Annotated in this window: 9 protein-coding genes and 2 pseudogenes; 5 read left to right on the forward strand and 6 right to left on the reverse strand. The window is 35.3% G+C overall.

The features are described from left to right. Positions 1-96: 96 nt before the first annotated feature. Positions 97-378 carry a helix-turn-helix domain-containing protein gene (locus F6K18_RS35355; protein ID WP_287527948.1) on the reverse strand — a complete coding sequence of 94 codons (282 nt, stop codon included), beginning with the start codon at positions 376-378 and terminating at the stop codon, positions 97-99. 40 nt (positions 379-418) lie between these two features. Here F6K18_RS35355 and F6K18_RS35360 point away from each other — a divergent pair, with 40 nt between their 5' ends. Then, positions 419-898 carry a MarC family protein gene (locus F6K18_RS35360; protein ID WP_287527951.1) on the forward strand — a complete coding sequence of 160 codons (480 nt, stop codon included), beginning with the start codon at positions 419-421 and terminating at the stop codon, positions 896-898. Between the two features lie 131 nt (positions 899-1,029). Here F6K18_RS35360 and F6K18_RS37425 read toward each other — a convergent pair. Together F6K18_RS37425 and F6K18_RS35365 are read right to left on the reverse strand one after the other, a co-directional pair. Beyond that, a pseudogene (locus F6K18_RS37425) lies at positions 1,030-1,203 on the reverse strand (hypothetical protein); the annotation flags it as partial. Between the two features lie 52 nt (positions 1,204-1,255). Further along, positions 1,256-1,504, reverse strand: a complete 249-nt coding sequence (locus F6K18_RS35365) for a DUF6888 family protein (protein ID WP_287527954.1) — start codon at positions 1,502-1,504, stop codon at positions 1,256-1,258. 175 nt (positions 1,505-1,679) lie between these two features. Here F6K18_RS35365 and urtC point away from each other — a divergent pair, with 175 nt between their 5' ends. Beyond that, positions 1,680-2,819, forward strand: coding sequence for an urea ABC transporter permease subunit UrtC (gene urtC, locus F6K18_RS35370; protein ID WP_287527957.1), 1,140 nt, complete (start codon positions 1,680-1,682; stop codon positions 2,817-2,819). Positions 2,820-3,308: 489 nt separating this feature from the next. Further along, the gene (gene urtD, locus F6K18_RS35375) at positions 3,309-4,058 is read left to right on the forward strand and encodes an urea ABC transporter ATP-binding protein UrtD (protein ID WP_287527960.1); all 750 of its coding nucleotides are present in this window, start codon (positions 3,309-3,311) and stop codon (positions 4,056-4,058) included. Between the two features lie 496 nt (positions 4,059-4,554). On the opposite strand, the gene F6K18_RS35380 is transcribed toward urtD, so the two are convergent. Next, a complete protein-coding gene (locus F6K18_RS35380) occupies positions 4,555-4,983 on the reverse strand; it encodes a hypothetical protein (protein WP_287527963.1) in 429 nt (142 codons plus the stop codon). Between the two features lie 63 nt (positions 4,984-5,046). On the opposite strand from F6K18_RS35380, the gene urtE reads away from it, so the two are divergent. Together urtE and F6K18_RS35390 are read left to right on the forward strand one after the other, a co-directional pair. Beyond that, positions 5,047-5,799 carry an urea ABC transporter ATP-binding subunit UrtE gene (urtE, locus tag F6K18_RS35385; protein ID WP_287527966.1) on the forward strand — a complete coding sequence of 251 codons (753 nt, stop codon included), beginning with the start codon at positions 5,047-5,049 and terminating at the stop codon, positions 5,797-5,799. Positions 5,800-6,387: 588 nt separating this feature from the next. Further along, positions 6,388-8,136 (forward strand): hypothetical protein, encoded by a 1,749-nt coding sequence (locus F6K18_RS35390; RefSeq protein WP_287527969.1) that lies wholly within the window; start codon positions 6,388-6,390, stop codon positions 8,134-8,136. A gap of 90 nt (positions 8,137-8,226) precedes the next feature. Here F6K18_RS35390 and F6K18_RS35395 read toward each other — a convergent pair whose 3' ends face one another. Together F6K18_RS35395 and F6K18_RS35400 are read right to left on the reverse strand one after the other, a co-directional pair. Continuing rightward, entirely contained in the window at positions 8,227-8,379 is a 153-nt protein-coding gene (locus F6K18_RS35395; protein ID WP_287527972.1) for a hypothetical protein, read from the reverse strand. A 377-nt stretch (positions 8,380-8,756) separates the two neighbouring features. Next, positions 8,757-8,862, reverse strand: a pseudogene (locus tag F6K18_RS35400) (IS1 family transposase); the annotation flags it as partial.

The following is an 8,862-nucleotide window of genomic DNA, read 5'->3' on the forward strand; positions in this document are numbered from 1 at the left end:
CCTATGATTTTCAGGATGATAAATAATTTCAAAAACAAAGATAATTCCAGTATGAATTCGGTCTTTAAATCTTAATTTCAGTAGTTAGTGTAAATATTACGCTAACTTTTTTTGTCCAAAGTCCAATACTTCATAATACCAATAGTTATTAGGTTTGACCATTGCTACTAAAAGTTTATGCAAATCAATAGCAGTAGGAAATTTAAGTTTACTATCAGGATTATTGGAATTGTGATTAAGGATGTTCCTAGTCAACCATAATCCCCAATTATAAGCATGGCGGGCTACACCAGCGTGCTTTGCCAGTAATATTTTTTGCTGGTTTGTGGGGTGTAACTCAGTTTTGAATCCTAGTAGCATCAAATAAAATATAGACATTCATAGAATATAATAGATAATCTATGATTATGTCAAGCTGTTGATTTCCCTTGTCGGTATAGAAATAGTGGACAAATATGGAATCCCTATTTCTGCTCTAATGATGGCAGCAGGAATTGTGCTGTTTTTAGTCTCACTAGGAATCATAATGACTCAGTATGGCTCGGCTGCTCCCCCTCTATCTTCTCCAGAAAATCCATCCCTTGATTTAGTTGTTACTCCCCTAATTTTTCCTACAATCTTAACCCCCTATGGAATTGCCATAGTTATGCTCATCATGTCCATTCTGAAGAAAGTAATAGGCCATGAAGTTTTGGTTTTGGGATTGTTAATGGTGATTATGGTACTCAACCTATTAAGTATGCTTTATGCCCGTCAAATTCTCAAGGTGTTGAAGCCATCAATTCTCAAAGTTATAGGACTGGTGTTAGGAATGGTTCAGCTTTCTCTAGGTATTACCTGGATATTTACAGCCATTAGAATGGAAGTTTTAGTAATTCGATCGCTTTTGACATCCTAACCAAGAAATAATATCAAATTCAGTAGGGTGCATTAATGAAATGTAACCCACCTTACTAGACTACTGATAATTGATAACTGAAAAGAAGGCGATCGCTCTATGATTCCAAGAGAAAAACCAAAACCAAAAAATCAAGTATTTTTCCAAAAATTCTTCCTGGAATACTGACGCATTTGTTCAATAAATTCGGGATATTTATCCATATATTCTAATGATTTTAAAGGTGGATAAACTACTCTATATTTCCTTTTATTTACTTGATCAATGTAACCATAAAAAGCCTCTTCATCATCTTGATTAGATAAAACATAATTTTTAACTCTTGAGAAGTCATAGTTTTAAAATCAGGTTTTTTATTCATTTGATCCATTCACCATTAGGTTTAATTTGAATCTCAATATCTTCCTCAATTAACATAAATATATTCTTACTATGCTCATCTAATCTTATCAAGTTAATTGGTAAATAAAATTTTGTTACCCAACAAGATAGGATATAACATTGTAAGAGTTGTGCTTGTGTAGGAATAATTGTTCCTCCAAAGCCTAAACAAATAACATTAGTTATCAGACAAAGAAAGCGATCGCCACATCTTGTAGCAAACATTTATAACGCTTGGTATTACCTAAATATTCAAATCTTTATCAGGCGAAGATTTTGAATTTTGTGAATATCTCCTTACTCTCATCAGATTTGGTATAAGATGAAACGGTCTACTACAAATTTTGCACTAAATTAACTGTATCTGTCTACTATTCTCCATATTCCTTATTCCCCAAATATGATCAAAAATCAACATCATAAATTATTAACTCAAATCGGCATAATAACAACAATAACTTTAATATTTGCCATCATAATGCCATTAACTTTACCAGGATTTAGACTAAAATTATTAGGGCGTTTTCTCTCCCTAGCAATTGTGGCTTTAGGCATAGATTTAATCTGGGGTTATACTGGCTTATTAAGCTTAGGTCATGGCATATTTTTTGCATTAGGAGGTTATACCTTAGCAATGCACCTCAAACTACAATTGCCAGAAGGAGAATTACCAGAATTTTTCACTCTTTATGGTGTCGAAAAACTTCCCCTATTTTGGCAACCTTTTCACTCCTTTCCTCTCACAATTTTAGCAATTATAATTTTCCCTGCTATTGTGGCAGCAATTCTTGGTTATTTAGTATTTAAAAATCGAATTAAAGGAGTCTACTTTTCCATCCTTACTCAAGCAGCTTTACTGGTATTTTTTAACTTTTTCAACGGTCAACAAAAACTAATTAACGGTACAAACGGTTTAAAAACAGACACAGAAAAATTTTTCGGTATTTTAGCAGGTTCAGACCAAGCACAATTAATATTTTATGAAGTAACAATTATTAGCCTGATCGCCACTTATTTAATTTGTCGTTGGTTAACAAGTGGTAGATTTGGTCGTCTATTAATTGCCATTAGAGACGATGAAACTAGAGTAAGATTTTCTGGATATAATCCCACCGAATTTAAAGTTTTAGTATTTGCTATTTCCGGAGCTATTGCCGGAATTTCTGGAGCATTATATACAGTTCAAAGTGGCATTGTTACCCCTAGTTATATGGAAGTAGCTTTTTCAATTGAAATGGTTATTTGGGTAGCCGTAGGAGGTAGAGGAACTTTAGTCGGTGCAATTCTTGGTACATTATTAGTTAATTTCGGACGAACTTTTTTAAGCGAACAATTTCCCCAAATCTGGTTATTTTTTCAAGGTGTGTTATTTTTATTAGTCGTAACAATATTACCTAATGGAATAGTCGGTTGGTGGCAAGAATATGCTTGGCTAAAGTTACGATCGCTCCTGGGTTTATCTCAGCCACTTATGACTTATCCTAATGTAGATGAAAATCCAGAAGTTCAGCTAGAAAAGGAAAAAATAGAAAAAGAATAATTCTCAGCATTCAGCTATTAGAATTTCCTACGGAATGCTCCGCAAACAGCATTTCAGTTTGTCATGCTAGGCAAACAGTTTTTGAACATATTCAAGTAATAACATTTCTGAATAGTAATGCGATGTTTAATTACCATCTCTCTATCTCCCCATTACTAAAGATATATAGCAAACTTTTTGAGATTTGGTATAACTACTAAGGTTAATCGATCACCTTTTTCTTTCGGTGCAGAATACGGAAGCAAACATAACTTTTAATTCTCCTTGGAGACTAATTCCTCCTTCGATGTGATAATGAGTTAATAATACCAAATTCAAAAAAGGTTGTTATAGTATTAATCTCTAAATTCCCACCGGCAGATAAAAACACTGTAGCAATATTTTATGAAATTGGTATAAATCATAACTGATAGCTGATAATTGACCGCTTTTTGTGCAGCATTCCGCAGGAAATACTTACTAATAATTAGGTTTAGATGAAGTAAAAAAATGGTAGAAAAAATTTTAGAAATTCAAAATTTAACTGTTATTTTTGATGGCTTTAAGGCTCTAAATAACCTAAATTTTACTATGAATGTTGGTGAATTGCGAGTTATTATCGGTCCGAATGGAGCTGGAAAGACTACTTTTTTAGATGTAATTACTGGCAAAGTTCAACCAACAACAGGAAAAGTATTATTTAGAGGTGATAATTTAATGAAAATTCCCGAACATAAAATAGCTTGTATGGGAATTGGGCGTAAATTTCAAACACCTAGAGTATATCTCAATTTAACTGTTAGAGAAAATTTAGATTTAGTTATTAATCGCCATAAAGGAGTAATTGCTACTTTATTTCGTAAAGTTCCTTCCGCAGAAACTAGAAGTGTAGCTGGTTTATTAGAAACTATAAATTTAGTAGGAAAAGCAAATATTAAAGCAGCTTTTTTATCTCATGGTGAAAAACAACGCTTAGAAATAGGTATGTTAGTTGCTCAATCTCCTGACCTATTATTAGTAGATGAACCCGTAGCTGGTTTAACTGATGAAGAAACAGAAAATATAGGTTCTCTTTTGTTAAATTTGGCTGCCAGTCATTCAATTATTGTCATTGAACATGACATGGAATTTGTACGTCAAATAGCCAAAAAAGTAACTGTTTTACATCAAGGTTCTGTACTTTGTGAAGGAACTATGGATGAAGTGCAGAATGATCCAAGAGTTATCGAAGTTTATTTAGGATCTGTTGAAAAAGTTTGAGGTGCGTTAACGAAGTCAGAAGTCAGAAGTCAGATAGGGGAGCCGCCGGATTGGCGACGTACAGAAGTTATTTTTGTAACGGGGATTTGAGCTTCGCTCCAAAAATATTTCCCTTTAAAAGGCGGGGTGGCGCGACCCAATTATTTTGATCATATCATGTCCGGTTGAACACTTATAAATAAATGACCAAGGAGTCAGGAGTCAAGAGGTAAGAAAGAAGAAGAAAGAGAAAGTTTTTTGATCGCTAATTATCCGGGTATGATATAAGATGCTAACAAAAAGCTATTTTTTCCGTTGTTCAACCCCATTGTTTGACTATTTTATTTATCTCTCATCCATTACATTATTTTGATAGTATAAAAACTACTCGCTAATACTATGCCCGAACAAATAATTTTATAAAACTATGCTTATAGGCAACAAGCAACAGGAATTTTTACCAAACATTTATTGTGCTTGGTTTTACTGAAAACTTGAAATGCTTAAAGTTTAAATATCAGGTATGTCTGTAAGGTCGCCTTGCTGTTGAAGGATTAAACTTAGTATCCACAAATTGCACCGGAGAATAAGTCTCGATCCACAAACGTGCCCCACAGGATAAAGGATTATTCTGTTTCATGGTAATCACTGGCGCAAGCTGTTCGGGACTCATAAGAGGATCGTTGTTGATTCTCTTACTATTAGCTTTAATTTTCCTTTGATTAACATGAATCCTCGTTGGTGCTTGTCGTAGCCCCTTACACCAAACACCTTGAGGACCTCTTTTACCTGGTATAACAACAGGCATCCTATTATATAGAGGAATTCGCCAGAATCCTTTATGCTTGTAAGCCCCTTTGATTCTACCTTGAGCAAGAAGCACTCTCACTCGCTGACAACAGATACCTAACAAAAAAGCTGCTTCTCTGGTCCCGATAATAGTCATTTTTACTCTAGCACTATAGTTTTTACTTAATTAAAATATAAAATTAAAAAACATCAAAAAATTATGAATTTTAATCTACAGAATAAGACTGGACAAAATAAAATTAATTATACCACCTTACAAGTATCTAATATAAATGTATTTTATGGAGAAAGTCATATTTTGCGCGATGTTGATTTAAGCGTGAAACCTGGAGAAATGGTATGTTTAATCGGTAGAAATGGAGTGGGCAAAACAACATTACTAAAAACAGTAATGGGACTACTCAGACCACAGACAGGAAAAATTAATTTATGGGGTAAAGCGATCGCCACTCTCCGACCAGACCAACGGGCTCGTCTAGGTATTGGTTATGTACCCCAAGGTAGAGAAATTATACCTAGGTTAACAGTCAAAGAAAATTTATTGCTTGGTTTAGAAGCAAGAAAAGAAGATAGAAAAGGAAAAAATGAAATACTCGAAGAAATATTTGAATTATTTCCTGTTCTAAAAACAATGTTATCTAGGATGGGAGGAAATTTGAGTGGTGGTCAACAACAACAATTAGCGATCGCTCGTGCATTGATGAGTCAGCCAAATTTACTTTTGTTAGATGAACCGACTGAGGGTATTCAACCTTCTATTATTTTAGAGATAGAAACTGCGGTGAGAAATATTATTAAAACTAGAGGTATTTCTGTTTTATTGGTAGAACAACATCTCCATTTTGTGCGTAAAGCAGACAGATATTATGCAATGCAAAAAGGAGGAATTGTGGCATCAGGAAATACTACAGATTTAAGTCAAGAAGTAATCCAAAAATTTTTAGCAGTTTAATATCAAATTTGTTTACTTGGTGAGTCATATAATTTCTACTCTCAGTAGGGGAAAACGGCCATTTATCCCTACAATACTGAATAATCAAAATGTTTGTAGTAATATCATGTCCGGATAATTAGTGAAAAAAAATTTCCTTTTCCTCCTCTTTCTTATTTCTTCTTTCTTCCCTCCTGACTCCTGAGGACTGACTCCTTGGTCGTTTATTTATAAGTATTCAGCCGTACATGATATAAGACTTTAGCACAATAGATATATTTAGCTGGTTAGGCGCTATTAGGAAAATAAAAGTTATGCAAAAAATTAGATCGGTTTAACTTAAATAAAACAGTAGAGGGAAAAGTCAAATAAACAGTATTTTTATATAACTGCTGAACCTATTAAACCATCCATTCTTTTAGACATATATAGCAATCCTAAATCTTATATATAAAAAAACATTCTCCCATAAAAATAAGCTAAAAACCCTTGCTCTAGTTAAGCTTTAGCCTATTGCCTGTTTCCAGTGTCCTCTTGACAAATAAACTTGCCGAAAAAGGTATTATAATCTATCACAAATATTATATATAGATATGGAGGGGAATCTAGATGACTAGAATCCATTCATCCGATGCCACTCCTGAACGTAGTTGGCAACAGAATATAGAAAATCAATTCCATAGTACTAGACTTTCATCTAGCTTACTTAAATCTTTGACGGCAACTATTTTGCTAACCCTAACTGTTGGATGTATTCCCACTCAACACTTTCAGAGCAAAATATCTCCAACCTCACAGAAAAATCTTATATCAGTTAATAACTGTGATTTAACTTCCGCCAAAGAAAATAACTCACAAATTTCTCTAGTTTCTCAAAATTCCAATGCTACTCAATGTGCTTCTGTAGACCCGTTTAGTCAAGCAGTTAGTTTTGCCACAAAAGCCTCACAGTTAGCTCAGTCCGCGAGAACTAAACAACAGTGGGATAAGGTTGCCCAAGAGTGGGTACAGGCAGTAGCTTGGATGCAAGCTGTACCGCCAGGAAACCCCAGACGTGCTTTTGCTGAGAAAAAAGTTGCTGAGTATATGAGAAATTTAGCTTACTCCCAACAACAAGCAGCTTCTGCACGTTCTCAGTATAATCCTGTTTCTTTCAATAGTGATGTTCTCGACACCCAGTTAGAGCTTTATCTGTCTTTTGTTGCTACTGTGGGTCCGCCAGATGTTTTAATTGTGGGTAGTTCCCGCGCCTTATACGGGGTCGATCCGCAACAACTACAACAATATTTAGTAGCTAAAGGCTATCGTCCGTTAAACGTATTTAACTTTAGTATCAATGGGGCTACTGCTCAAGTAGTAAACTTTCAACTGCGACAACTTTTGAACAATAATCAACTGCCAAAATTAATTATTTGGGCGGATGGAGTACGAGCTTTTAATAGTGGACGGGTAGATCGAACTTATAATTCAATTATTGCTTCTGAGGGAAAAAGAAAATTACTTTCAGGTGTTCGTCCCCAACTACCTCAAGGTCAGTCTAACTTTGCTTCTACCTGTTATCAATTTCCCAAACCTTATAATGTATTTGCACCTCCCTACTCTCCTTTTGAGATATCGCGAGGGGAAGCAATGGAAATTAATTATAGGGAACAGACAACAGCGGTGCGACCCCGCGTCGCTGACAGAAGCAAGCAGTGGGAACTAGGGGAGGAAACCTTGCGATGGGAACGCCGACCAACAGAGGGAACGCGCAGCAACAGAGGAAATACCGAAGTAGGGAATAGTTCTAATACTCTTTATCCTGACTATTTTAAGACTACTAAATATTCTTATAAACCTCTATCGCAAAACTCCTCAAACTTAACATCTCATCCTCAATATTCTACTCAATTTGTACAAGCAGTAGCGATCGCCGGTGTTGCCAATGCTATTGATGCTAATGGGTTTCTGCCAATGGATGGGCGATTTAATCCTTCTTATTATTATCAGCGACGACCTTATGTAGCAGGGCTTTACGATGGCGACTATGCTAGTTTTTATCTTGGGGGTACTCAAGCTACAGCTTTAACTTCTGTTGTTAATTTTACTAAATCTCGCAATATTCCTTTAGTTTTTGTTAATTTACCTCTTTCTGATAGTTATTTAGATTCTGTGCGTTGGTCTGCTGAAGAAGACTTTCATCAGTGGATGCAGAGTCGAGCAAGAGAAAATGGTTTTACATTCCTAAATTTCAATTTATATCAGCCTCAACTTGCCAAAAATGAATATTTTTTTGACCCCAGTCATCTAAATCGTTATGGTGCTGCTGCTGTAGCTCGTTATATTGCTGCTAGTACTAGAATTTCTTGGCCACGTTGAAGTAGGTCGTAGGTTGTAGGGATATTCGGCGTTGGTAATTTGAGGTATGATATCATGTCTGGATAAGATCGCGATAGAACTCCGTGACCTTTACGCGACCAAAAAACTTTCTCCTTTTACTCGGGGTTTCTTCTTCTTTCTTCCCTCCTGACTCGGTCCTCCTGACTCCCCCTCTTGGGAGGGGCGCGCGGGTGGGTTGACTTCTAAAGAATTAAGATTAATATCATACACGCGCTTTACCAACGCCGGATATTCTATGGAATGTCCCTACTATGAAGAAGGTGATAGGTTTTAGGCTTTATCTGGACCTATTCCACTATTTTTAACAAGCTTATTTGTTTAAGTAAAATGTTCTTGAAAAGCTTAATTTTTCGTTTTTAACTCTCAAAATATTTAGGTTTTTTAGCAAAAATCCTATTAGTGGGATAGGTTCATCAAGTCTGGATAATTCAACCATACATGATATTAGGTTTTATATCATGTTCTCCCTTCGGGGGAGCTACGTTTACGGTAGAAAAGTTAAATTAAGCTTGTAGTTGGGTTTGAGCAATAAGATACAGCAGATTGCAGGTATATGAGATACAAATATTAATGATAATGCGTTGCACAGTGACGAATGATTATGAGAATTGAGGAATTTGACGATGTTTCAAATAATAGATCAGCAGGTGAATTGATCTGTACAACATATCAATGGACTTGGAATAGCACAAAGTTTTACGATGT

Source organism: Okeania sp. SIO2C2, assembly GCF_010692625.1.
GTDB lineage: Bacteria > Cyanobacteriota > Cyanobacteriia > Cyanobacteriales > Microcoleaceae > Okeania > Okeania hirsuta.

Excerpts from the sequence above, each read along its gene's own strand:
- F6K18_RS35355 (WP_287527948.1), bottom strand. The coding sequence starts at position 378 with ATGTCTATATTTTATTTGATGCTACTAGGATTCAAAACTGAGTTACAC.
- F6K18_RS35365 (WP_287527954.1), bottom strand. The coding sequence starts at position 1,504 with ATGTTTGCTACAAGATGTGGCGATCGCTTTCTTTGTCTGATAACTAAT.
- urtC (WP_287527957.1), top strand. The coding sequence starts at position 1,680 with ATGATCAAAAATCAACATCATAAATTATTAACTCAAATCGGCATAATA.
- urtD (WP_287527960.1), top strand. The coding sequence starts at position 3,309 with ATGGTAGAAAAAATTTTAGAAATTCAAAATTTAACTGTTATTTTTGAT.
- F6K18_RS35380 (WP_287527963.1), bottom strand. The coding sequence starts at position 4,983 with ATGACTATTATCGGGACCAGAGAAGCAGCTTTTTTGTTAGGTATCTGT.
- urtE (WP_287527966.1), top strand. The coding sequence starts at position 5,047 with ATGAATTTTAATCTACAGAATAAGACTGGACAAAATAAAATTAATTAT.
- F6K18_RS35390 (WP_287527969.1), top strand. The coding sequence starts at position 6,388 with ATGACTAGAATCCATTCATCCGATGCCACTCCTGAACGTAGTTGGCAA.